The organism is Pantoea cypripedii (genome assembly GCF_002095535.1).
Lineage (GTDB): Bacteria > Pseudomonadota > Gammaproteobacteria > Enterobacterales > Enterobacteriaceae > Pantoea > Pantoea cypripedii.
The window spans coordinates 983,566-1,006,756 of record NZ_MLJI01000002.1 but is presented as its reverse complement, the minus strand read 5'-3'; the positions used below and the strand labels follow the sequence as shown (position 1 = coordinate 1,006,756).

18 protein-coding genes and 1 pseudogene are annotated in these 23,191 nt (G+C 50.7%); 13 read left to right on the top strand and 6 right to left on the bottom strand.

Going from position 1 to position 23,191, the window contains the following annotated elements:
* The first annotated feature begins 19 nt into the window (after positions 1-19).
* The gene (locus tag HA50_RS25915; RefSeq protein WP_084879653.1) at positions 20-913 is read left to right on the top strand and encodes a dihydrodipicolinate synthase family protein; all 894 of its coding nucleotides are present in this window, start codon (positions 20-22) and stop codon (positions 911-913) included.
* Between the two features lie 14 nt (positions 914-927).
* Here HA50_RS25915 and HA50_RS25910 read toward each other — a convergent pair whose 3' ends face one another.
* Positions 928-1,578 carry a GntR family transcriptional regulator gene (locus tag HA50_RS25910; RefSeq protein WP_084879652.1) on the bottom strand — a complete coding sequence of 217 codons (651 nt, stop codon included), beginning with the start codon at positions 1,576-1,578 and terminating at the stop codon, positions 928-930.
* A 91-nt stretch (positions 1,579-1,669) separates the two neighbouring features.
* Between HA50_RS25910 and HA50_RS25905 the strand changes: the two genes are divergently transcribed.
* Entirely contained in the window at positions 1,670-2,881 is a 1,212-nt protein-coding gene (locus HA50_RS25905) for an MFS transporter (protein ID WP_084879651.1), read from the top strand.
* Positions 2,882-2,901: 20 nt separating this feature from the next.
* Positions 2,902-3,504, top strand: a complete 603-nt coding sequence (locus HA50_RS25900) for a cysteine hydrolase family protein (protein WP_084879650.1) — start codon at positions 2,902-2,904, stop codon at positions 3,502-3,504.
* A 57-nt stretch (positions 3,505-3,561) separates the two neighbouring features.
* On the opposite strand, the gene HA50_RS25895 is transcribed toward HA50_RS25900, so the two are convergent.
* Together HA50_RS25895 and HA50_RS25890 are read right to left on the bottom strand one after the other, a co-directional pair.
* Entirely contained in the window at positions 3,562-5,415 is a 1,854-nt protein-coding gene (locus HA50_RS25895; protein ID WP_084879649.1) for a D-apionate lactonase family protein, read from the bottom strand.
* A 2-nt stretch (positions 5,416-5,417) separates the two neighbouring features.
* Entirely contained in the window at positions 5,418-6,671 is a 1,254-nt protein-coding gene (locus HA50_RS25890) for an MFS transporter (protein ID WP_158087442.1), read from the bottom strand.
* Between the two features lie 587 nt (positions 6,672-7,258).
* On the opposite strand from HA50_RS25890, the gene HA50_RS25885 reads away from it, so the two are divergent.
* From HA50_RS25885 to HA50_RS25865, 5 genes are all read left to right on the top strand, one after another.
* Positions 7,259-8,635: a glycoside-pentoside-hexuronide (GPH):cation symporter gene (locus HA50_RS25885; RefSeq protein ID WP_084879647.1), complete on the top strand. Its 1,377-nt coding sequence runs from the start codon at positions 7,259-7,261 to the stop codon at positions 8,633-8,635.
* Position 8,636: 1 nt separating this feature from the next.
* Complete coding sequence (locus HA50_RS25880; RefSeq protein WP_084879646.1) at positions 8,637-10,130, top strand: DUF5605 domain-containing protein; 1,494 nt, start codon at positions 8,637-8,639, stop codon at positions 10,128-10,130.
* A 272-nt stretch (positions 10,131-10,402) separates the two neighbouring features.
* Entirely contained in the window at positions 10,403-11,233 is an 831-nt protein-coding gene (locus HA50_RS25875) for a transketolase (RefSeq protein ID WP_084879645.1), read from the top strand.
* Positions 11,226-12,167 carry a transketolase family protein gene (locus tag HA50_RS25870; RefSeq protein ID WP_084879644.1) on the top strand — a complete coding sequence of 314 codons (942 nt, stop codon included), beginning with the start codon at positions 11,226-11,228 and terminating at the stop codon, positions 12,165-12,167. Before HA50_RS25875 ends, HA50_RS25870 begins: the two co-directional genes overlap by 8 nt.
* 55 nt (positions 12,168-12,222) lie before the next feature.
* Complete coding sequence (locus tag HA50_RS25865) at positions 12,223-13,212, top strand: sugar phosphate isomerase/epimerase family protein (RefSeq protein ID WP_084879643.1); 990 nt, start codon at positions 12,223-12,225, stop codon at positions 13,210-13,212.
* 236 nt (positions 13,213-13,448) lie between these two features.
* Here the strand turns inward: HA50_RS25865 and HA50_RS25860 are convergent.
* From HA50_RS25860 to HA50_RS25850, 3 genes and pseudogenes are all read right to left on the bottom strand, one after another.
* Positions 13,449-13,962 (bottom strand): annotated as a pseudogene (locus HA50_RS25860) (RNA-guided endonuclease TnpB family protein); the annotation flags it as partial.
* A gap of 633 nt (positions 13,963-14,595) precedes the next feature.
* Positions 14,596-15,795, bottom strand: a complete 1,200-nt coding sequence (gene fliB, locus HA50_RS25855; protein ID WP_084879642.1) for a flagellin lysine-N-methylase — start codon at positions 15,793-15,795, stop codon at positions 14,596-14,598.
* A gap of 161 nt (positions 15,796-15,956) precedes the next feature.
* Positions 15,957-16,877, bottom strand: a complete 921-nt coding sequence (locus HA50_RS25850) for a hypothetical protein (protein WP_084879641.1) — start codon at positions 16,875-16,877, stop codon at positions 15,957-15,959.
* Between the two features lie 135 nt (positions 16,878-17,012).
* Here HA50_RS25850 and HA50_RS25845 point away from each other — a divergent pair, with 135 nt between their 5' ends.
* From HA50_RS25845 to HA50_RS25820, 5 genes are all read left to right on the top strand, one after another.
* Entirely contained in the window at positions 17,013-17,648 is a 636-nt protein-coding gene (locus HA50_RS25845) for an ECs1377 family protein (protein WP_084879640.1), read from the top strand.
* A gap of 389 nt (positions 17,649-18,037) precedes the next feature.
* Positions 18,038-18,511, top strand: a complete 474-nt coding sequence (locus tag HA50_RS25840; RefSeq protein WP_167379271.1) for a hypothetical protein — start codon at positions 18,038-18,040, stop codon at positions 18,509-18,511.
* A 435-nt stretch (positions 18,512-18,946) separates the two neighbouring features.
* A complete protein-coding gene (locus HA50_RS25830) occupies positions 18,947-19,303 on the top strand; it encodes a helix-turn-helix domain-containing protein (RefSeq protein WP_084879637.1) in 357 nt (118 codons plus the stop codon).
* 321 nt (positions 19,304-19,624) lie between these two features.
* Entirely contained in the window at positions 19,625-22,138 is a 2,514-nt protein-coding gene (ptsP, locus tag HA50_RS25825; protein WP_084879636.1) for a phosphoenolpyruvate--protein phosphotransferase, read from the top strand.
* A gap of 26 nt (positions 22,139-22,164) precedes the next feature.
* Positions 22,165-23,184 carry a PTS fructose transporter subunit IIC gene (locus HA50_RS25820; protein ID WP_084879635.1) on the top strand — a complete coding sequence of 340 codons (1,020 nt, stop codon included), beginning with the start codon at positions 22,165-22,167 and terminating at the stop codon, positions 23,182-23,184.
* Positions 23,185-23,191 lie beyond the last annotated feature (7 nt).

Genomic DNA, 23,191 nt, shown 5'->3' with positions numbered 1-23,191 from the left:
TTTATTCAGGAGAAGGAGTATGTTCACCGGTTTGTCTGCTTTCCCGTTAACCCCTGTCACCGCCAGCGGGATAGATGAAGAGGGATTCTGTAAGATTCTGGCCCGCCTGGTGGCAGCCCGCGTTGACTCTCTGGGCATTCTGGGTTCAACCGGCAGCTATGCCTATCTGACCAGGGAACAGCGCAAACGTACCGCAACCCTGGCCCGTCAGCTTGTCGGAGAAATCCCCATGATGGTTTGTGTGGGTGCCGTCAGTACCGATGCAGTTCTGCACCTGGCTGAAGATGCACAGTCCGCAGGCGCTGATGCACTGCTGCTTCCTGCGGTGAGTTACCAGTCACTGCGCAATGAAGAGGTTTATGCGCTTTTTGAGACGGTTACCCGACATGTTTCAGTACCGATTTGTGTTTATGACAACCCAGGCACCACACACTTCACATTTACAGATGAATTGCATGGATTGCTGTCGTCACTAAAGGGCGTTCAATCGGTTAAAATTCCGGGCGTACCGGATACGCCTGTTGCTGCCACTGCCCGAGTCGATGCATTGCGCCAAAATCTTCGTCCCGGCGTGACCATCGGCATCAGTGGCGACGCTTATGCCGGGCTGGGATTAAATGCCGGTTGTGAAGTCTGGTATTCCGTTTGTGGCGGTTTATTCCCGGAAACAGCCAAACAAATCACGCAGGCCGCGGCAGTGAACGACCATGGCCTCGTGACTGCCTTAACTGCCCGCCTGGACCCTTTATGGGCGCTGTTCCGTAAACATGGTGGCAGCATTCGCGTTATTGCCGCCGCAGCTGGCGTGCTTGGGCTAACCGACTCGGACTGTCTGCCTCGTCCCCTGTTGCCGCTATCAGCAGGAGATATCGCAGATATTGCCCGGGTGATGACCGAGCTGGACCTGAAATAACCTGACTACATAAATCAGGATAATTTCACGCCGCGCGCGCGCAGTGTTCTCTGGTTCCGGGTCAGAGCATTGATCGTTCTGTCCCGGCTTGAACGAATGTGTGCACTGATGAGGGATGAGGCAGTTTCGAAATCATCCTGTTTCAGAACATTTACCAAAACGCGATGTTCTTCCCATGCTGGCTGTTCGCTGCCACTATCAAGCCAGCGCGCACGTGACAGCTGCTGCAGAACATCTTTAAGGCTTTCGGTAAGAAATTTATTCCCGGCCAGACCTGCCAGAGCAAGATGAAACTCCGTACCGGTACGGCTCAATTCTTCTTTTGACGCGGACGGGTTGTCTATTTCAAGCAGCCCGGCAAGCGACTGAAGCTGATCCTGAGAAATTTTTCCTTCTGCCATACGCAACGCAGATACTTCCAGCGCTTCGCGATAATCAAACAGCTGACGAATTTCTTCCGGCTCGACAGGCGCAGTCATCCAGCCACGCCCTTCACGACGCAGAAGTCCTTCATTTGCCAGCCTGATAAAAGCGGCCCTGACCGGCGTTCTGGATGCGCCAAAAGCAGCTTCAGCCCATCGTTCTGTGATGCGTTCGCCTGGGCTGATATCCAGATTCAGGATCATTTCTCTTAGTCGATTTTCCACATCTGTCTGCTGTGACATACCTCTGACCCCACTTCAGGTTGACATTAATAAACTCAGATCTGTATGGTATCCCAACTTGGTATCCCAAGCAATTTTGATAGGCTAATTTATGTCTGAATCGGGCAATTCGTACTGGCAACGAAATCTTATTATCTGCATGGTCGGTGCGTTTTCTACAGTATTCGCCATGACGCTGATGCTGCCTTTTCTGCCGCTTTTTGTTGAGCAGTTGGGTGTATCCGGACACGCAGCTATTGTTCAATGGTCCGGCGTGGCTTATAGCGCAACGTTCCTGTCCGCAGGCCTCATTGCACCCGTCTGGGGGCGTCTGGGCGATCGCTATGGCCGTAAAGCCATGCTGGTCAGAGCCAGCCTCGGGATGGCAATTATGGTTTCACTGATGGGGTTTGCCACCAATATCTGGCATCTGCTGGTCCTTCGGCTTCTGGTAGGACTGGCGGGAGGATACTCTTCCGGAGCCACAATTCTTATTGCGGTTCAGGTTCCTGCAAAACGTTCCGGATGGGCGCTGGGGATGATTGCTTCCGGCGTTATGGCGGGCAATCTGGCCGGACCGATTGCAGGCGGCTGGCTTCCGCCGCTTATCGGGATCCGCACGACCTTCTGGCTTGCTGGTGCGCTTATTTTCATGGCGTTTCTGCTTACGCTGTTGCTTATCCGGGAACCGGTTAAATCCCCTGGCAAAGCAACAAAAACAAAAACCGTAAGCTGGGCAGAACTTCCCGGCAAGGGGGCCGTCATTTGCATGCTGCTAACGGGCCTGCTTCTGATGCTGGCAAACATGTCGATTGAACCCATTATCACCGTTTTTATTCGCACCCTGACGTCAGATACCGCTTCGGTGACCCATACCGCAGGGCTTGTTATGTCTGCCGCCGCGCTTGGCAGCGTTTTATCTGCCAGCTGGCTGGGACGGCTGGCAGACCGAATCGGGCATATCAGAGTGATAACCAATGCCCTGATAGTTGCAGGATTACTGCTGATACCGCAGGCATTTGTGACAGCAGGCTGGCAGCTTATCGTTCTGCGTTTCCTCATGGGGATCGCACTGGGTGGGCTGCTTCCCTGCATCGCCGCTGTTATCCGCAGCCACGTACCTGAAGAGCGCATCGGAGGAATAATGGGGTACTCCCTTTCTGCCCAGTTTATCGGGCAGTTTACCGGTCCGCTGCTTGGCGGGTTTACAGGTGCCCATCTCGGCATGCGTTTTGTGTTCCTGGTAACCAGCCTGCTTATGCTGGCCGGTGCCGCACTCAACTGGCGCGTTCTCCAGAGACGTAAAGCCAGCCCGCATAAATAATTTTTTGTCCGGAGATTAAAATGACTGTCATTGATACATTTGACCCTGCTCACAGTGCACTGCTGATAATGGATTATCAGCGTGTCATTCTGGAAAATTACCTGAGCAAAGATACTGCTACAGATGTACTGGCCAAAACTGCTACCCTGGCAAATGCAGCCCGAAAAGCTGGCGTTAAGTTGATTTACGTGACCGTTGGCTTTCGCGAGGGCTATCCAGAAATCAGCAGCAGAAATACTCTGTTTGCAGCCATCAGGGAACACGGGATTTTTTTAACAGGTGCTCCTGAAAGCGCCATCCATCAGGACGTTTCGCCACAGCCTGGCGAAACGGTCATCATCAAGCACCGTATTGGCGCCTTTAGTTTTACAGACCTGGACATGATCCTCAAAGCTCAGGGTATCCTCACGCTGATCATGGCTGGCCTGACAACCAGCGGCGTGGTGCTCAGCAGCGTCCGACAGGCATTTGATCTGGATTACAACCTGCTGGTTGCTGCCGACTGCTGTGCAGATGCCGACGAAGGCACCCATTCATTTCTTATTAACCGCATACTGCCGCAGCATGCTGAAGTGCAGACAGCAGACGAATTGATAAAGAAAATGAACCCCGGTATGGCCTGATTCACTGACCAGCTGCTATCACAGCTGGTCAACACTTCTAGCAACGTCAGCTTCGCTTCACTCAAGACAAATCACACCAAACGCCGCCAGATCGATATCCGCACGTTCCTGATGCAGGCTAACCTCACCACCTAATCCGAATAACACCAGCCCAGAGCCGCAATCAAGCACCACCTTCTGATGTGCAGGGCTCAGACTGGCAATCAGCCAGGCGGTCTGCTGACCAGAGAATTTCAGCACCACCACATTGGGATTATTGTTTGGCAGCACACGAACGAGACTTCCTGCCTGAGAGGTCAGAAACTTAACCACCGGCCATGCCGGATAAGCCGAGAAACCCGATACGTTGATCTGTCCCAGCCCGATATCACCGAGCAGTCCGGCTGGACACCAGTGGCTGATATCCGCGCCGCTTAACTGCGCAACATAACCCACCAGCCAGCTGGCGAAAAAGCGCCCTTTTTGTCGCGGGTCGCTGTTAGTCATTGTCAGCCTGATGTTGTCAGGATTGGGGTAAACCGCCGCACCGTAAGGGTTATCCCGCATGCTGATCATGGCAGGACCAAGATGATACGGCAGGCTGCTGCCAATGATGTCGCGCGTCGATTGGGTGATATAGGGTAACGATTCCAGCGTCTGCATCACGGCCCGATCAGTCGCGTCATGCACAATCGGGCAGGTCGCGTGTGTCACAAAATCGATTGACTCAAGCGGCGGCCGCTTGCGGTTCAGCTCCGTGAAGTAGCTGATCATCCCGCCCCCCAGCTGCACGTCCCTGAAAATAGCGCGGGCAGCGCTAAAGATATCTGCCAGCTCAGGACACCAGGGCCACTCGCTGCCAGGCGGCGTGGACTTCAGGTCGGTGGCAGGAGAAATAATGATACAGGCAGGGCTGATGCGGTGAGTCGCTAACATCGTCGCCAGTTCAGCAAGATGACGCCGGAAATCATCCTGCTGCCCAATCGGCAAAACATACTCAATATGCAACGCTTTTGCAGGAAGTTGTCGCATCACATCAGACAGTGCAGCCAGAGGCTGATAACCTTCTTTTTCCGGATGGCAGTGAAAAAGCACATAACCGGGATTCAGTTCCCGCAACAAGCCAGCCAGCACATCAGCATCCTGCAACATCTCCGCCGTGATCAGAATACCCGTTGCTGGCATGGTCATCTCAGCCGTTGCGGGTACATACTCACTGGAAATCGCCTCAGTTGTGGCCGGACGCGCCGTCAGGCTGATGGCTTGCCGCTGCGGCTGGCTGGCATCAACGATATAGGGCCAGGGATATTCCAGCGGCCGGGAATAGACTTTATAAGATGCGTCCATCCATGCCCGTTGATCCTCCATTTCAAATATATCGCCCTGATAATCAGTCACAACCTCAATGCCGTCACCATGCTGATAAACCAGGCGCTGAATCGTTTTAAACGGTTGCCAGGGTTCAATATTTACCGGAAAACGTCCGTGCTCGGTTTCACCATTGCTGTGCAACACATCCACCGGTGATCCCACCACACCCACCAGCGGATAAAGCACGGTAAAACCACAGCGTGCCGTTGAGAAATTATCCTCAGCCTGCAATTCAGCCTGGACATCAATATTGTCTTTGGTGATACGCAATACGCGTTTTAGCGTTGCCCGGTTCTGAGCGGAGATCTGACATTGGTTAATCGCGACAACCTGAAGACAATCATCCATCCTCTCGATATTCAGTTGCAGAAGCACCATGGGACAGGTGCCCCAGTTATCATCCCGCAGAATATAACCAATCGAGCGAATCACCTCGCTTCCCTGATAGTGAATATGCCGGATGTCCCCGGCAATCAACTCCAGTTGCCATGCGCCATATTCGATCCTCTCCGGGATCACCAGAGGTTGATCCGTACCGTAACAATCAATCAGCTGGCTCATCTTCACCCCATCTGACCGTCAAATTCAGCATCAATATCCTGGCCGGTTTTGATTTCTTTCAGGAACAGGGTTGCCCACATGCCAATGGAACCCATCACTGCCACGATCACCCAGGTAGCAGACGCATTGTGCAGCGAGCTGGCCAGCGTCCACAGCAGGCTGCCCAGCACGAATCCCAGCACCATCATGGAAGAGAGAAAACCGATGGCGGTCCCTCGTACCCGTGTCGGGAAACTTTCACTTTGATAAACGTAACCTGCTGATGCCCAGATACCGTTAGTCACCTGGAAAATCAGGAAATAGACAGCGACCACCAGCCAGAAACTTTCGCTGAACAGCAAAATCAGGCTCAGAGGGGCAACCGACAAAGCGGCAAAGGTGATGACTTTTTTGCGACCAAAGCGCTCACCCAGCCAGCCACCGATAATGTAAAAAAAGAAGCCAATAAAGCCGCAATACAACATCAGTTCGCTGGCCTGGCTGCCGCTAAATCCCTTGCGCTGTGTCAGCCACCAGGTGATATAAAAATTACTGGCAACATAGCTGATACCGTAAGAAATCCAGCAGATCGACATGGTGGCAATGCGCTTTCTCAGTACCGGGGAGTGCAGAATCTCTTTCACGGGATTGTTTCTCGCGCTCCCGGTTAATTTTTCCTGCTCAAAACGTTCTGATTCTTTAATAAAAACACGGCCCAGAATAACCACAGCAATCGGGATGGTGCCCAGTAGAAACACCGTTCTCCAGCCCAGGTCGCCAAACGCCATATACACCGCAGAAGCAAAGAAAACCCCTAATGGCCAGCCGCCCTGCACGATGGAATACAGCAATCCCCGATTTTTAGACGGCAGCTGTTCATTCACCAGCGTGATCGACACCGCCAGTTCGGAATAAGCCAGCCCCGACGCCAGCGCGCGGACCAGCACCAGTTGCCAGAAATTATCGACAAAGTACGTTGCCCCGGTAAATAGCGCCGTGCCGCATAAACAAATCATCCAGAGGAGCTTGCGGCCCACTTTGTCCATGCTGTAACCCACGACCAGAGTAATCAGGAACTGGGCGCCATAGACAAAAAAGCCCAGTATTCCGAGCATCTGTTCGGATATCTGTAACTCTTTGGACATCTCCGGTAACGCCAGCACCAGCAAATTAACGTCATAAGACGCCAGCGACCAGCCAATACAGGCGATGAAAATCAAATAAATGGTGTAGGACCGTTCAGTTAAAGATGTCTTCTTAAGTATTTGTAATTCCATAACATCTATCCCGTAGTGAGTTTTCATTGTTTTAACGTCATTGGTCTGATGGCAGGAACCTCAGGCATCAGACTTACTGAACATTTTCTCGTTAATGGAACAAATGTATAAGACAAGGTAAATCAAATGTTAGGGAGTATCGGTAAATACGGGATCGTGATCACCTTATAAACAGTAAAAAGCACGAATCCTTCACAAACACATGAATTACTTTCGTTCATATGTTCAATAAGGTCATTTCCTCTGAACAAATATTCACTGCGCAGGGAGAATGGGATGAAAGTGACGAGGTTTTTATCGCTCAGAACAAAAGTTACCAATGAGTACATTTAATAACGAAATATGTTCCCCCCTTGTCGCCACATCTCAAAAATAAACTGATTTTAAAGGAAAAAAATAAAAACCCATCATCGATATCTCCATAATTACAGCCAATATACGCATTCATTAAAATCTTCCTTTTGAGTAGAAAATCGTCTTTTTTTGTGATTCCTCTGGCAGATTTACACCGTCATACTGGCAGGATGTTACCCGTAGCTTGCACAATAGAATAAATACTCCATATTGAATATATATTCAGAGGTCGTATGCAACAGGTACATAAACTGACTATCAGAGAGAAGATTTGTTTTGGTCTCGGGGATTCCTCGGCCAACATCTTCCTGGGCATGACCATGATGTTCCTGCCCTACTTTTATACCGATGTCCTCGGTATCTCAGCCGGAGCAATGGGGCTGCTGTTTGTAGTGGCGCGACTGGTTGATGCCGTATACGACCCGATTATTGGCAGCGTTGCGGACCGCACCCCGACACGCCACGGCCATTACCGTCCCTGGCTTTTATGGCTGGCGATACCTTATGGCCTCTCCTGTCTGCTGGTGTTCATCGCCCCCGATTTCTCCCCCAGCGGCAAACTGGTCTATGCCTATGCTACGTATCTTTTCTTGATCCTGATGTATGCCTCAACCGTGGTGCCTTATGTGGCACTGCTGGCCTCGCTGACTTCCGATCCACAGGAACGTCTCAGTGCCAATGCCTGGCGCTTCCCGCTGGCAAAAATGTCCTTTCTCATCTGCTCGCTGACCGTGCCGCTTTTCGTGGCCTGGTACGGCAAAGAAAATGAGGCTGAAGCCTACAGGGTGGCGATGAGCATGATTGCCCTGCTGGCGACCCTGTTTATGCTGAGCTGCTTTTTTGGCACCAGAGAACGCGTCACGCCGATCAGACAGGCCAACCCCACCTCATTTATGAAACAGGCAAAGGCAGCACTCAGCGCCCGCCCGGTGGTGATTTTCTACATTTTCAAAATCACCAGCTCGATTGCCTTTGTGATCAAAGGCAGCGTCACCATCTATTTCGTCAAATATTTTCTCAACCGGGGCGACAGTTTTGTCTCGGGTTTGCTCTCCGCCACCGCCATCGCAGGCATCGTCGCGCCGATGATTGCGTTGCAGCTTATCAAGCGCAAAAAACTGTCAGCGCTGGGTTCGCTGAAATTTGCCCAGATGGGCGGCGGCCTGGCTGCGCTGGCACTGTTCTTTGTCAGCCCGGAGCAGCTATGGTTGGCTGTTGGCTTACTGGTGGTTTCAGTCCTGTTTGCTGAAATGGGATCGATCATGGCCTGGGCGCTGCCTTCCGATTGTGCTGACTACTGCGAACGCAAAACCGGCATCAAAATGTCCGGATTTATCGCCGCCGGGACGCTGTTTTCGATGAAAGTGGGGCTGGCGCTGGCGGGTGGTCTCGTCGGTCTGGTGCTCAGCCTGAGCGGTTATCACGCCGGTGCGGCAGTTGCGCCGCAGACCATGAGCGCCATTATTTTCCTGATTGCCGGAGTGCCCGCAATTTTCCACGGCATCAGCCTGCTGCTGATTATGTTCTTTTCCCTTGAGGACAAAAGTGCCGCGTCAGGAACGCTTCCATCCGCACAACCTTCCGTTGCTCATCAGATTAAGGAACCCTGATATGTTAGTTTCGCCACAAACGCTGAATGTTCCACAGTGGGGACGCGCTGAATTCATTTTTCAGGTCAATGCCGATGCCCGTCACTTCACCGCTACCTGGGTCACGGCCATCTTTCGCCACCAGCAGGAAGAGAAAACGGTACGGGGATTTTATGACGATGACGGGCGTTTCCTGATTCGCTTTATGCCTGAGCGCGAAGGCAGCTGGACTTTCACCACCACCAGTAACCATCCGGCCCTGCATGACCAGCACGGAGAAGTGATTTGCATAGCCGCTGGCGAGGATGCGACCGGGCCGGTGAGATCCGCTGAGACCTGGCATTTCAGCTATGCCAGCGGACAACCCTATTATCCCTTTGGTACCACGGCGTATGTCTGGAACTACCAGTCGGAAGCGGTACAGGAGCAGACGCTGGCGTCACTGGCACACTCGTCATTCAATAAAATCAGGATGTGTGTTTTCCCGAAACATTACACTTACAACTTCCGTGAACCGGAACGTTTTCCTTTTCCCGGCGACATCACATCCGGCTTTGATTTCACCCGTTTTGACTGCCAGTTTTTCCGGCAGCTGGAAAACCAGATCGATGCCCTGAAGGCCCGCGGCGTTGAGGCTGATCTGATTATCTTTCACCCGTACGACCGCTGGGGCTTCGCGGAAATGGCTGAGGAGGTGGATCAACGCTATGTCAGTTACCTGGTAGCGCGTCTGGCGAGTTTCAGCAATGTCTGGTGGTCACTGGCCAATGAATTCGACCTGCTGCTGAAAAAGCCGATGTCGTTCTGGGACAATGTCTTTCAGCAAATCACGGCAGAAGACCCGTATCAGCATCTGATCTCGATCCATAACTGGCACAACCCTCCCCTGCACTACACCAGTAATGCCCATTGGTATGATCAGACACAGCCGTGGGTCAGCCATGCCAGCATCCAGCATCACGACCTGTGGTTTGTACCCGGCTGGCGCGAAGACTTTGGTAAACCGGTGGTGATCGATGAATGCCGCTATGAGGGGGATGTTGATCTGGGATGGGGCAATATCACCGCGCACAAAATGCTCGACCTCACCTGGCAGGGTGTGTGCCGGGGAGGCTATGTCACCCATGGCGAAAGCTACCTCAGCGACGACGACATTATCTGGTGGTCACATGGTGGGAAACTGAAAGGAGAAAGCAGCCCGCGTATTGGTTATCTGCGGCAACTGCTGGAAGAAGGTGAGCCAAAACGCCTGTCGCCCTGGCTGAGAAAAACCGATTCGCACTGGGATGCTGCCATCGGCCATATGGGTGATGATTACTGGCTGATTTGGTTTGGTGAAAGCCAGCCGGGTTTCAAGTTACTGACGATGCTGCCGCAAGGTAAGGAATATCACGTGGATATCATCGACGCATGGCAGATGGAAACCCGGCGGCTGCCGCAAACCTGGCGCTCAGGCGATCGCCTGCCTTTGCCGGGTAAACCAGGCATGGCCTTGCGTATCACCGCCGTCAGTTAATCACCCACCAGCAGGCGCGCTGTCTGGATTTCCACCGGCCCCCTGAATATTTAATCGCCCTGAGAAATAAATGTGATTCGAATCCCATTTCCGTGCGGCTTACATAGCTGGCAGAACAGAAAACCATCACAATTATGAATATTAAATCGATCATGAATATATATTCAATGACGATTAAATGCAACGTCATCTGACGTCTGAGTACGTCCGGTGATTTATTGTTACCCCATAGAATAAATATTCAATAAAGAATTTGTATTCAGGAGTGTGTCATGAATCCGTTCGCATTTGAGGTCAGCGACCTGCAAAAAAAAGCACGTGCGATACGCCGTCGGATCATTGAGCTAAACGCCAATAGCCCGGCTGGCGGCCATACGGGTGCTGATCTGTCGCAGGTCGAAATCCTGACCGCACTTTACTTTCGTGTCCTGAACTGTGCCCCTGACCGGCTCAATGACCCGACGCGTGACATCTATATCCAGTCGAAAGGCCATGCCGTTGGCGGTTACTACTGCGTACTGGCCGAAGCCGGGTTTATCCCGCCAGAATGGTTACCCACATACCAGCATGCCGATTCCCATCTGCCCGGCCATCCGGTGCGCCACAAAACGCCTGGCATTGAGCTGAATACCGGCGCACTCGGACATGGTTTACCGGTGGCGGTTGGTATCGCCCTGGCAGCAAAGAAGGACAACAATCCGAGGAAGATTTTTGTCGTGACCGGGGATGGCGAACTGGCAGAAGGGAGCAACTGGGAGGCCGCCCTGGCTGCCGCGCACTACGGGCTGGATAACCTCATCATCATCAATGACAAAAACAAACTCCAGCTGGCAGGGGCAACCCGGGACATCATGAATACCGACCCGCTTGCCGCCAAGTGGCAGGCGTTTGGTCTGAACGTCACAGAATGTCAGGGCAACGATATGCACAGCGTGGTCTCCACGCTGGAATCGCTGCCCGCCAATGGCAAACCTAACGTGATAATTGCCAACACGGAAAAAGGCTACGGGGTTTCCTTTATTCAGGGCAAACCGGAGTGGCATCACCGGGTCCCGAAAGGTGATGAGATCAAACTGGCGCTGGAGGAGCTGCAAGATGAGTGAGAAAAAGCACCTGGCAACCGTTATGGTTGAAGCCTTTATCGATGCGGTTAACGCAGGTATCGACCTGGTGCCGGTCGTGGCGGATTCAACATCCACCGCCAAAATCAGCCCGTTTATCCAGGCGTTTCCCGACCGCCTCATCAATGTCGGGATTGCTGAACAGTCGCTGGTAGGCACCGCCGCTGGTCTGGCGTTGGGCGGAAAGGTGGCCGCAACCTGCAACGCTGCACCTTTTCTGATTTCACGCGCCAATGAACAGATCAAGGTCGACGTCTGCTACAACAATACCAACGTCAAACTGTTTGGTCTTAACGCCGGAGCCAGCTATGGCCCGCTGGCCAGTACCCATCACAGTACCGATGATATTGCGGTGATGCGTGGCTTTGGCAACATCGAAATTTATGCCCCTTCCTGTCTGCAGGAGTGCCGCCAGATTATTGATTACGCGCTGCGTCATGTCGGCCCGGTTTATATCCGCCTCGATGGAAAAGAACTGCCGATCTTACACGACGACAGTTACCAGTTCGCACCGGGCAAGGTTGATGTACTGCGAGCAGGCGAGGATATCGCGCTGGTGGGACTGGGGTCGGCAGTCCACGAGATTGTTGCTGCAGCGGCACAATTAAGCGATCTCGGCATCTCGGCCACGGTGATTTCTCTGTCATCCATTCGTCCCTGCGATAAGTCTGCCCTGGCCGCGGCCATGGCTCATCTTCCCTGCGTTATTTCGGTGGAAGAGCACAACATCAATGGTGGCGTCGGCAGTATCGTTGCTGAGGTACTGGCGGAAAATGGCTCCTGTGCCCGCCTGAAACGCTTAGGGGTGGCAGATGGACAATACGCTATCGCGGGCGATCGCCAGACCACGCGGGAGCGTCTTGGCATTGATGCCGACAGCGTCAGACGCAGCGCATTAACCCTGTTGCAGCAATAAATATCATCCTCTTACCTCACAAAAAAATTACAGTCTGTTAAGGAGAATGTCTGAAATGAATACCTATACCTACCCGAAATTTGGTGCCGGTTTGTGGCACTTTGCCAACTATGTCGATCGTTATGCGGTGGATGGTTACGGCCCGGCGCTGAGTACGCTGGAGCAGATACGTATCGCCGGAACCGTCGAAGATTTATCTTACGTCGATGTGCCCTATCCGTTCACGGAAGGTGTCAGCGTCAGTGATGTCAAAGAAGCGCTGGCAAACGCCGGACTGAAAGCCATCGGCGTCACCCCCGAAATCTACCTGCGCCGCTTCTCACGCGGTGCCTTTACCAACCCGGACCCGGCCATTCGCCAGCAGGCATTCGAACTGATGCACGAAGCGGCCAAAGTGGTGCGTGAGCTGGGCGCCAATTATGTGAAAGTCTGGCCCGGACAGGATGGCTGGGACTACCCCTTCCAGGTAGACCATAAGAACCTGTGGAAGCTGGCGGTGGATGGCATGCGTGAACTCGCCAGCGCCAATCCCGATGTGAAATTCGCCATCGAATATAAGCCGCGCGAACCACGGGTAAAAATGACCTGGGATTCCGCCGCCCGTACCTTGCTGGGTATCGATGATATCGGGCTGGATAATGTCGGCATCCTGCTGGACTTTGGTCATGCGCTGTTTGCCGGTGAATCTCCTGCCGATTCCGCCCAGCTGATCATCGATCGTGGTCGCCTGTTTGGTATGGACGTCAATGACAACCTGCGTGGCTGGGATGATGACCTGGTGGTGGGTACGGTGCACATGACGGAAATCTTCGAATTCTTCTATGTGCTTAAGATCAATAACTGGCAGGGCGTGTGGCAGCTGGACCAGTTCCCGTTCCGCGAAGACAACGTTGAAGCCGCCAACCTCTCCATTCGCTTCCTCAAGCACATCTATCGCGCGCTGGATAAGCTGGATATCGCCGCCTTACAGGCCGCCCAGGCTGAGCAGAACCCACTCAGGGCGCAGAAGATCATTCAGAACGCGCTGTTAAGCTCTATCGAATAACAAGATGATGGCCTTCTTCAGACGGAGAAGGCCATTTATTACTTCAAAGTAATAATTAATGTTCATACAACTTATAAAAGCCATAACAACCACATAACTAAAATGACTTTAAAGTAGTTTTAATGTGATGCAGGCATCAAAATCAATCCATTCAGCTGGAGTGATGTTACCCGTACCTCGCAAATTGACTGCTCCCCGCCGTAAACGGCGAGGATTCCCACTTCACAGAGCCTAACCTAAGCCGCAGTCAGCGGTTCAGGATTTACAGCCTCTCCGTGGGCTAACACTGCCAGCCCGGCAGCTTTGATATTTTTTGCAGCGTTAATATCACGGTCATGTTCAATGCCACATTCAGGGCAATGCCAGGACCGGATATTTAACGCAAGTTTAGACAGGGTGTGACCGCAACCGCTACAGCGTTTTGACGAAGGGAAAAACTGATCTATGGCGACCACTGAGCGCCCGGTCCATTCAGCTTTATATTCAAGCTGGCGCACAAATTCGCCCCAGCTGGCGTCAGCTATCGCCTTAGACAGCTTAGGGTTTCGGATCATGTTTTTCACTTTTAAGGATTCAACACAGACAACCTGGTTTTCGTTGATCAGTCTGCGGGTTGCCTTGTGCAGGGCATCCAGTCGGCAATCAGCTATTTTCGCGTGGAGTCGGGCAACCTTTAAACGGGCTTTGGCGCGGTTTTTTTGAGCCTTTTTTCTTCCTGCTCAATTGACGCTGTAGCAACGCAAGGCGCTCTAGCTAGCTAGGGGTGCTACTTAAATTTAATCACTCAGGAGGGGTTTTATGATGCGACTTCTTATTATTTATAGCCCTGGGTTAAGATGAAATCAATTACTAAAGCATTACAATCTAGACATGTATGTCACTTGTAAATTTTAGATACACTTGTAACACACAACTGATGATTTAAATTTCCATCTAAACATTAATGATATTATTAACTGCACCCATAATTTTAATAGACTTAAGGCTCTTTATTTATTGTTGATGTGGAATGATTTATTTGGAACAATCTGACAGCAATCTGCAAACCCTGGGAGGAACAAAATGTCAGCAACACCTTATTATATCGCACTGATACTCGTCTTTTGTGTTGGACTTTTATGGGTAAGCCTGCTGCTGGACCTGTTTGGTATGCGATGCTGGATGCACTACGTCACACAAATCCTCGAAGAGAACATTAAAAAGCCTATTGTAAAGTGATCGCAACATGACATTATTGTAATGTCCTTCGGTTTAACGACTTCTTATTCGGGTAGCCAGTATTATTATCAGTATTGTATTACTGGCTTTAACGATGTCATTAAGTTCCCGTTTTTTAGAGATCGTCAGCATCCTGAAAAACGCCACTCAGGGTGATGTACTCTATTACAACAGATACACCAGTGAAAAATCATCTTTGGGCTTCACCTCTTCAATCTCTGCCAAAAAAGCATCTTCCGCGTATTTGTTATGTCTGGTAATACCATGATAACTATAAATGATATTAATCACATCGTCTTCATTGAAATCGCTGTTAAGCTCAACAGATGCAGCAATAAGCCATTTCAACAGAAACCATTCTGACATCAAAAAATAAAGATTGGTAAAAGGTTCCCTTCCGTTTTTCACCGGAAAAAAATCCTCATACATGCGGTACTGGATATAGTTACTGAGCAGTTCGGGGCGATTCTGTAGCCACGGCACTGCTTTCTCTTGCCAGATTTTATTTAGCCGCTGCATGGGTATCAAGACATCATTTTCTTCAATGACTTTGTTCTGCAACTCAATTAATTTTTGAGAATATTTTCGTAAGGTCGCACCGCCGCGCCCTTCATACTTTGTGCTCAGATACGTTTGCAGTCGCAGAAGTAGCACGGATTGCAGCTGATAATCCGGGATTAATTCTTCAATGTTTTTTCTTATCTGGCCGTTTTGAATCGCCGCCTGGATATCCTCAAAATAATTTAACAAACTTTCATACAGATCATCGCTCTCTGCCAGTTTATCGCGATAAAGAAGCAGCATTATGATACCGTAAAAGCCCTCTTCGATTGCCATACCGCAACTGACCATAATATTCGAACACATCAGATTGAGCAGGCGATCTTCCTGGCGAATATCAGGTGCATTAATCGCTTCGGGGCTGAGTTTGACTCTTTCGCTGTAGAGCATCGCGCCAAGGTTAGTTAAGAGTCTCTTCGCTGCTTCGGGACAAGATAACGTCAGGTTACTTCTGATTTCATATTTATAGCTTGCATAAAGGCGGGGATAAATCGCGCAAGTGGTACTTAGCGCTTTTTCCCCCAGAGATTTATGCACTTTGCATAAGCGGTCTTCATCAAGAAAAGTACAGTCACCATTGTTTTTTAATTGAATCTTCCCCCAGCTACTCTGACTCTTTTTTGTTGTGATGATATTTTCCACGGCAATATTACGAATTTCAATTTCATCACTATTTATGTAGCGATTCACTGTCGGCTCATCAAGCTCAATGTCCCAGCCTTTACAGCAATGGTCGGGACAGGCACTGCCCACACAATGAAACTGGCTGAAAAAAGCTGGCTCAACAATAACTATCTCTTCCATACAACTCGCTCTCTTCAGAAGAAAAAATAAAGTTCTTCAAAGATAACCAAAAGTAAAGGAATCAATAGTCTCAACAAAAAGCGAAATCGCTGCCTGTTTTGCTCATAACGAACCCGCCTGAACGCAGGTTCGATCCCGATCACTGATAGAGCCGAACCGACTCAGCCAAGAGCAATGCCTGTCAGCGGGCCAAAGCTGGCGATACGTTTAAGCGGTTCATCTGAGTTCAGTTTGTACTGCCATAAATTGCCACCTAGGTCGGTAATCCATATCACGCCACGATGATTGTCTAAGGCCAGCCCAATACCTTCGTCCAGTCCCGTAGCAAGGATACGATGATGGGTAAACTCGCCATTTTTCACCGAGGCACAATTTAACGTGTTTCCCCCTTGCAGCGAATCTCCCCGGTCTGTCCAGTACATCAGGTTATTAGCAAAATCGTATTCCAGATCAATCGGTTCTGGCAGGTTTTCCATTACCGGCTTAATATCCTGGCGTGTAGAGGCCGTTGTGCCTGCCGGGAGAGTGAGCGATGCGCGCATAATGCGCCCCTTCCCACCTTTTGGAGGCCCTTTTTGCGTCCAGTAAAGAAAACCAGCTTTGGCATCAATAGCGATGCCTACGCAATGGCGCGTATAGTCTCTGGAATCCTGAGGAAAAAGTCCCGTCTGAATAAGCACCGATGGATCCGAACCATCGTCCTTGGAACGAAAAACACGCATCCCTTCACGATCGCACCAGTAAAGATGCCCGTTCTCACGGTCATGGAGAAGCTGCTTACCGGTGACAAAAAGCCCATTTTCCACCAGGCGCTTACGGTCAGAACCATCCAGGTTCGCGGTCTCAACACTGCCATCAGCCTGGAAAAATTCCAGCGTCTCAGGCTCCTTGTTTTCCCCCATATTGGTCCAATAGATCTTGTTATTCGGCACATCGACGGCAATGCCATCCGGATGAGATCGCAGGCCTGAAATGACAGAAGCCTGTTCCCCGGATTCAGGATTAAACTTAATGATGGTGCCATCAAGCGGCTGTAATAGATAAAGATTGCTCGTGCTCATAAAATCCTCTACATAATTCATGCTGCAACCATGACCCGAGTTCCGCTTTCATCCCGGCGTTCAAATACTTTATAAGCATCCGTCGGCGAAACATAAGCGCAAAGTGTGTCAAAATCATTTGCCCAACTCACACCAGCCCCAGGAAAGTGTACAGCGATGGTGAAACGGATAGAGTATCAAATAGAAAAGTACAGTTTCATGGAACTCAACGAATCGCCTGCCCGTACCCGGCAGTGGGAAGAGGTACTGGATGAGTGTCGTCAGTTACGGGCTGGAGCTGAAGAGCGGCTCCGTATTGCATTACTGAATCTGGATTACGTCACCAGTTTTGAGCTGCCTTTCCGGCTGTTGCTGGTGCGAACTCCGCAGCTGATTGCCGGATTACGTGATGAACTTCAGATTACCCGCAAAAGTGCCACCTTCAACGGTAAACGTTTCGGTTGCATCTGGAGCGTAAAATCGGACTTGAGCAACATGCCGGATGAATTTCAGTACCGGCTAACAACCCGTATCCGGCGGGTAGATTCAGCGGGTATCACCGCAGCCCCTTACCAACAAATCGCCAGAGAATTGAAAGCGCCGCGTGAACGTCTTAAAAAGGCACTGGAAGAGGGTCTGGCTGTATCGGCGCTGGACGGATTATTCTGGTTTGGCTCACAGCGTATCGCGGCAGATGTGCTGAGTTTGCGCAAAAAAGGCATGAGGATCAGGACATTTGAAACCGAAGTCTTCGAAAATCTCACCGGTACGACCCGGTCGGTTCCCGTTTATTCATGTGAGATTGATACATAATTTGGGGCACATCAAAATTGCTACACATAACCCGGTTGTGATGACCTGCAAGCGACACGGCACAGTAGAAAAAATAGACTATGCTTGTTTACGGTAGTCCCACACATTAACGTGAAACTCTGGGGCTGTGGCACAGACACTGTAATGCTTTGTTTATAAAGCATTTGCAGTCAGTATAAGGTTCCAATACATGTCGCCATTCGCAAAGTTGTCTTGTATTGCTTCGCTTCCTGACCAGACTCCTCTTTGCATTAAGGGAAGGTTCCCTGTCTCTTTTCCTGCCTTATTTTGTCTTATTTTTCTCGTGCTGCGTTCTGACAACCATAATTAAATCGGACATCAAAATGCTTAAGACAATAAACCAGTACCTGGTACTTTTTTTATTGGTTATGGCTTTCATGAGTCAGGCCAGCGAGATAAATCTCTATTCTATCAATACAGGTTCCTTTGTTTACCATCTGACGGGAAATCACGGCCAATACACAGAAAACTTCGAAAATAATTTCTTCTCTGTCGAACGTAAACTTTCAGAAGACTCAAAATACAGTATTCTCATCGGAACGATGAAAAACAGCTTCGACGATCGCTGTCTGGCTATGGGTGTGAGGAGAGACTGGAAAGACTGGGATAATGGCTGGGTTTTCAAAGGGGTATATGGTTATACCGGTGAATTTTTCTTCGATGCCTTCAAAAACTGTGGCGATCATGGGTCCTATCATGATTTCAAAAAGGCCACCGGCATCGGCTTCTCTCCCTATATCTATCATGGCTTTCAATACAACTTCACCAGTTATTTCGGTATCGAAACCGGCATCATCATCCCCAGTGTGTTTGTCATTACTGTACAGTGGAGTTTCAGATAAAAGTTAGAAATTGCTTGCAAATGCTTTGTACGAGACTAAGTTAAATAGTTTTTCAAAATCAGAGGGAAAAGAAATTTTAAAATGCGAAACGGACTTTGTTTAGACCATAAAAACATATAAATAACATTATAGATATAGAGATAAATAGGTATAGCAAGATAAATTATATGTATGGAGTGATAGAATAAAAACAACACTAATAATATGATGATCATTAGCGATTTCCCTGACATCATGGTCGATAACTAGCTTGACAATAAATGGCAAACCATAGACCCCGTAATTATTAACGCGCTGAAACGAATCACACCATTCCCCTGGGGGGGAAATATAAAGGCAGATAACAAATGAACAGCCAAAAACATTTTCAATCCACTGAAAAATACAAATATTTATTGTGGTCATGCATTTATTTTGCACGACCAGAATAATAACGTGGCTGTATTATCTCTATATATTAACAAACTAATGGAGGGTGAGACTAAAAACAACATCGCCCGACACAAAGATGAGATACAGGGATTGTTAATTTATATACATGACATATTTCTCACTTCGAAGCAGGCAGCAGAAAAACCGGATATAACACCTTTATCTACTCGAGAATCAGAAATACTACACTGGTGCCGCACTGGCAAAACCTATCCGGAACTTGCCGATATTCTCGAAATATCAGTAAGCACCATCAAGTTCCATATGGGAAACATTGTAAAAAAACTGGGCGTAAAAAATGCCAAACAGGCCATTATCCAGTCTGGCGTGAGCCACAATAAACACGACATAAAGTATTAATCGTGTTTTACCAGAGGGGTGCCACCTGCTGCGGAAGGCAGGGGGCATCCTCACTTCTCCTCCCTACTCCACCCTCATTTCTTAAAAATTGTGACCTGGGCCTCAAACCCGTCCTTCGACCCGAAGAAATTATTGATAATAAAAACAAAAGATCAGGGATACACCGACATCTGCTAAATATGACAACTGTCACAAATTCATAATCAGGTCACTATTTTCCAGAAAAGGTTTCTTTTTTACTATATCTGCACTCAGGCAAACGGTTAAAGATACCGCACAAGAGGGATACACCGATCCCGGCATGATGCTTCAGGAGTCAGAATGGTGGTGGAAATAACCTGGCAATGCGAACTGAACGAAGGGATCCACGCCAGACCTGCCGGGCATATCGCCCGGCTGTGCAACACCTTTGAGGCCGAAATGGTGTGGCACAACACCCGCACACAGCTGGAAGCCAGTGCGAAGAGCGCGCTCTCCCTGGTCGCGACCGATACATTACGGGATGATATCTGCCTGATTACCGTCAGCGGATCTGACGCGCCTGACGCAGCGGCTGCGCTAAAAGGGTTACTCTATCGCCTGCCTGAGTTCAACCTCGAACAGGAGGCTGAGCATGTATTGGCTGCCGGTTCCCTTCCCCGCTGTTTACACGAATTACGTCCCCAGTATCTTTGCGGCATACGTATCAGCGCGGGCATCGCGGTCGCCAGACCCTGTTTCATGGCAGGCGTAACGTTTACTGAGTTACTGGGTCGCAGCCCCACCGACGCGTTCAGTCCACAAAGCGAGAAACAGCGTCTGACAGAGGGGCTGGAAAATCTGCGCCGGACCAAAATGGCGGCACTGGCACAAGCCGAAGGCATCGAGTACGACCTGATTGAAGCCCATTTGTCATTCATCACCGATAGTGCCTTCGAGGCCAGTATGATCGGGTATCTTGATGAGCATAGGAATGCATGGTCGGCTATCGTCCAGTCCGCTATGGACTTCAGCGCAATTCTCGAACGCTCCTCCAGCCATTACATTCAGGAAAGAACCCTGGATCTGCTGGATATCGCCACCCAGTTGCTGGGCGGGATCTATAGCGAACGGTCACTGGCACAAAACTTTCTGATGCCGGATGAACCCGTGATTGTGTTTGCCAGTGCGCTCACCCCAAGCCAGTTTTTGGCTCTCGACAAAACGCATCTTGCTGGTCTGGTGCTGTCATCAACCGGCGCGACATCTCATACGGCGATTCTCGCACGTTCACTGGGCATCCCTGCCCTGGCCGATATTGATTTTTCAGCCCTCACCCTGCCACCCGATCAGGATATCGTGCTGGATAGCGATCAGGGCATCCTGATCACCGTGCTGGATGAAAAGATCCGGCGCTATTACCGTCATGAAATCGATGTACAGCAGCAGATGCGGCAAAAGATACAGGAATTTGCCCAACTTGCCTCCGTCACGGCGGACGGACATCACATCGGTATCGCCGCCAATATCGCCAGCGTCGAAGAAGCACAAGTGGCTTTTGCTAACGGAGCGGAAGCGATTGGCCTGTTTCGTAGCGAAATGGCATTTATGGCACGGGAAACCCCGCCCGACTACCCGGAACTGGAGGCGCTTTATCACTCGGTAGTCACCCTCGCTGCCGGCAGACCCGTGGTGTTTCGTACCTTTGATATCGGCGGTGATAAACCCGTGCCCTGGCTGCTCTCCGGCAGAGAAGACAACCCCGCGCTGGGTTACCGCGCCGTGCGCAGCTATCCGCAACACCGCCAGCTGTTTGCCATGCAGCTGAAAGCCATCCTCAGTGCATCGGCTATCGGAAATGCCAGAATCCTGCTGCCGATGATTGCACGGCCGGAGGAGGTGATCTGGTGCCGGGAGGTACTGGAGGCCGTTAAACAGGAGATGCGCGATGCAGGCCATCCATTCAATCCGGCCATCGAACTGGGGATCATGCTGGAGGTGCCTTCCGTACTTTTTGCCATCGCGGACATGGCCGAACATGTCGACTTTTTCAGCCTTGGCAGCAACGATCTGGCGCAATACTTTTTTGCTGCTGACCGGGGTAATCCGCGTGTCAGTGCAGTGTATGACAACTATGCCCCGGCTTTTTTACGTGCCATGCAACAGGCCGTCACCGACGTACACCGTGCTGGCAAACGCATCGCCCTTTGCGGTGAACTCGCCGCGGATAACGCCCTGCTCCCGCTATTAGTGGATATCGGGTTTGATGAACTGAGCATGAGTGGTAGCGCCATTCCCGCCGTTAAACATGCGTTGAAATCGTTAAACTTCACGCATTGCCAGGGGCTGGCTCGGCAAATAAATCTGACTCACTACTCTGCACAGGCCGCCGCGCTACTGCAATCCGCAGCAGCAACGAAATCCCACACTGGCAAGCCCTTGCTGACGCCGGAAACCATTCTGTGGGAACTGGACGCAGCAGATAAAAACGAAGTCATCAAAAAAATGGTCGACAACCTCTGGCTGCACCAGCGCACCGACTGTCGCGATAAGTTGTGTCAGGACATCTGGGCCAGGGAGATACCCTTTCCTACCGTTGTCGGTTCCGGCTTTGCTATCCCCCATGCCCGGACAGATGCCATTCATGACTCCACCATCAGCGTCGCCACGCTCCGGCAACCGGTGTCCTGGGGAGGCGTACCGGTGGATAAAGTCTTTATGCTGACGATCAGCCAGGCGGCAGCGGAAAACGAGCATATGAAATATTTTTCTACGCTGGCGCGAATGCTAATGAATGACGAGTTTGTCATCAAAGCACAGCGTGTAGCCACACCCGAAGCGCTCTGTGACCTGATAATCAGTGCCTTATCTTGCTAGTTGCCGAATTATGTTATGAGGCGGGTATGTTAAAACTATTAAAAAATACCAAACGTCATTTTATGACCGGTGTGTCCTACATGATCCCCTTTGTGGTCGCTGGCGGGGTTTTGCTGGCACTGGCGGTGATGTTCAATGACCAGGCGGCAGTCCCCGATCACGGCTTTCTCAAAGCGATGTCTCAGATTGGCCTTGCGGGATTGACCCTGTTTATTCCCATTCTGGCCGGATTTATCGCCTACTCGATGGTGGATAAGCCCGGCATTGCTCCCGGTGCCATCGGTGGCCTGATGGCGTATCAGATGGGGGCCGGGTTTTTAGGCGGAATGCTGGCGGGGATCATTGCCGGGCTGATTGTCTGGTGCCTGCTAAATATCATTGCCCGGCTGAAAATCCCCCACTTTCTCAGAATGGTACTGCCGATTTTTATCATCCCGCTGGCCGGGACCTTTCTCACCGGCATGGCGGTTTATTACATCATTGGTGACCCGGTTGCCGGGTTAATGAAATGGCTCAGCGTCTGGCTGAGCAATATGCAGGGTGCCTCTTTTATCATTCTTGGCACGGTGCTGGGTGGCATGATCGCCGTCGATATGGGCGGCCCGATGAACAAAACCGCTTTTTTCTTTGCCGTCGCGCTTATCTCCACCAATCCACAACTGATGGCCGCTGTCGCTGCCGCCGATTGCACCCCACCGCTGGGGCTGGCACTTGCCACCTTCATGTTCAAAGGCATTTTTAACGATGTCGAACGGGAAGCAGGTAAACCGGCCGTCATCATGGGCTTCATGGGGATCACCGAAGGCGCGATCCCTTTTGCCGCCGCCGATCCCCTGCGGGTGATCCCGGCGATTATGCTCGGCAGCGCGGTTGCCGCCGTTCTTTCGCTATGGTTTGGTGCCACCAATGCCGCGCCCTGGGGCGGGCTTATCGTGCTGCCCGTGGTCAGCAATCATCTGGGTTACATTGTCGCAGTAGCCGCCGGAACCTTAACCACGGCCATCGCGGTTAAGATACTGAAAAGTTTCGTCAAACCGCAGGTATAAGGCAGAC

Excerpts from the sequence above, each read along its gene's own strand:
- HA50_RS25915 (WP_084879653.1), top strand. The coding sequence starts at position 20 with ATGTTCACCGGTTTGTCTGCTTTCCCGTTAACCCCTGTCACCGCCAGC.
- HA50_RS25910 (WP_084879652.1), bottom strand. The coding sequence starts at position 1,578 with ATGTCACAGCAGACAGATGTGGAAAATCGACTAAGAGAAATGATCCTG.
- HA50_RS25905 (WP_084879651.1), top strand. The coding sequence starts at position 1,670 with ATGTCTGAATCGGGCAATTCGTACTGGCAACGAAATCTTATTATCTGC.
- HA50_RS25900 (WP_084879650.1), top strand. The coding sequence starts at position 2,902 with ATGACTGTCATTGATACATTTGACCCTGCTCACAGTGCACTGCTGATA.
- HA50_RS25895 (WP_084879649.1), bottom strand. The coding sequence starts at position 5,415 with ATGAGCCAGCTGATTGATTGTTACGGTACGGATCAACCTCTGGTGATC.
- HA50_RS25890 (WP_158087442.1), bottom strand. The coding sequence starts at position 6,671 with ATGGAATTACAAATACTTAAGAAGACATCTTTAACTGAACGGTCCTAC.
- HA50_RS25885 (WP_084879647.1), top strand. The coding sequence starts at position 7,259 with ATGCAACAGGTACATAAACTGACTATCAGAGAGAAGATTTGTTTTGGT.
- HA50_RS25880 (WP_084879646.1), top strand. The coding sequence starts at position 8,637 with ATGTTAGTTTCGCCACAAACGCTGAATGTTCCACAGTGGGGACGCGCT.
- HA50_RS25875 (WP_084879645.1), top strand. The coding sequence starts at position 10,403 with ATGAATCCGTTCGCATTTGAGGTCAGCGACCTGCAAAAAAAAGCACGT.
- HA50_RS25870 (WP_084879644.1), top strand. The coding sequence starts at position 11,226 with ATGAGTGAGAAAAAGCACCTGGCAACCGTTATGGTTGAAGCCTTTATC.
- HA50_RS25865 (WP_084879643.1), top strand. The coding sequence starts at position 12,223 with ATGAATACCTATACCTACCCGAAATTTGGTGCCGGTTTGTGGCACTTT.
- fliB (WP_084879642.1), bottom strand. The coding sequence starts at position 15,795 with ATGGAAGAGATAGTTATTGTTGAGCCAGCTTTTTTCAGCCAGTTTCAT.
- HA50_RS25850 (WP_084879641.1), bottom strand. The coding sequence starts at position 16,877 with ATGAATTATGTAGAGGATTTTATGAGCACGAGCAATCTTTATCTATTA.
- HA50_RS25845 (WP_084879640.1), top strand. The coding sequence starts at position 17,013 with ATGGTGAAACGGATAGAGTATCAAATAGAAAAGTACAGTTTCATGGAA.
- HA50_RS25840 (WP_167379271.1), top strand. The coding sequence starts at position 18,038 with ATGGCTTTCATGAGTCAGGCCAGCGAGATAAATCTCTATTCTATCAAT.
- ptsP (WP_084879636.1), top strand. The coding sequence starts at position 19,625 with ATGGTGGTGGAAATAACCTGGCAATGCGAACTGAACGAAGGGATCCAC.
- HA50_RS25820 (WP_084879635.1), top strand. The coding sequence starts at position 22,165 with ATGTTAAAACTATTAAAAAATACCAAACGTCATTTTATGACCGGTGTG.